1 pseudogene is annotated in these 831 nt (G+C 45.6%); it reads left to right on the forward strand.

What is annotated here, in order from left to right:
* A pseudogene (locus tag ACFINX_RS10260) lies at positions 1-831 on the forward strand (DUF4815 domain-containing protein); the annotation flags it as partial.

Genomic DNA, 831 nt, shown 5'->3' on the forward strand with positions numbered 1-831 from the left:
GCAATTTGACCCACAAGCGCAAGTCTTTACCCCCGATGAAACACGGCAAATCACCGGTATTGACTTTCATCTTTGCAAAATCGGTAATGAGAAGCATGATTTGGTGATTGATTTGGTCACTACAGAAAACGGTTATCCGACCGCCGATATTCAAGCACAAAGCTTTTATTCTATGAAGGGCGCAAAGCTAGGTTGGGCAGAGGCACGCTATGATGTCCCTTTGTTAGTCCCTAATGACCGTCTCACTGCTTTTGTCATTAAAACCGATGATGCGGATCATTCTGTCTCACTGGCAAAGCTTGGGGATTTTGATGCAGAACACCAGAGATACGTCTCGAGCCACCCTTACGTGACCGGTCCACGCTTTTCTTCTGTCAATGCTAGGAGCTGGACCGCTCATCAAGATGAAGCCTTAGCCTTTCGAGTGCTGGCGGCACGCTATAGGCAAACAGAAAAGATTGTCGATTTAGGCACCTTTGACCTTGTGGACTGCTCTGATTTGCAAGTACGCGCAGCCATTGAATTGCCTTCAAGCGATTGTTCTGTCATCTTTGAAATTGAACGAAACAATGGCACAATTTATCAACTGCTTCCCTTTCAATTGCTAAGCCTTACCGAATATATCAGTGAAAAGGTAAAGCTTCGCGCTATTCTCAAAGGGACAGAGAAACTCTCACCGGTGTTATTTGCTCCTGTTCAATTGATTGCGGGAAAGATCCATAAGGAAGCGACCTATGTCACGCGTGCTTTTGCCTTTGGTGAAAAAGCAAGATTGACCAGCTATATCAAAACCTTTTTACCGGGCGGTGCAACCTTTTCACTGGAGATGCA

Source organism: Bartonella sp. AP36NXGY (genome assembly GCF_042195865.1).
In the GTDB taxonomy this organism is placed as follows: Bacteria; Pseudomonadota; Alphaproteobacteria; order Rhizobiales; family Rhizobiaceae; genus Bartonella.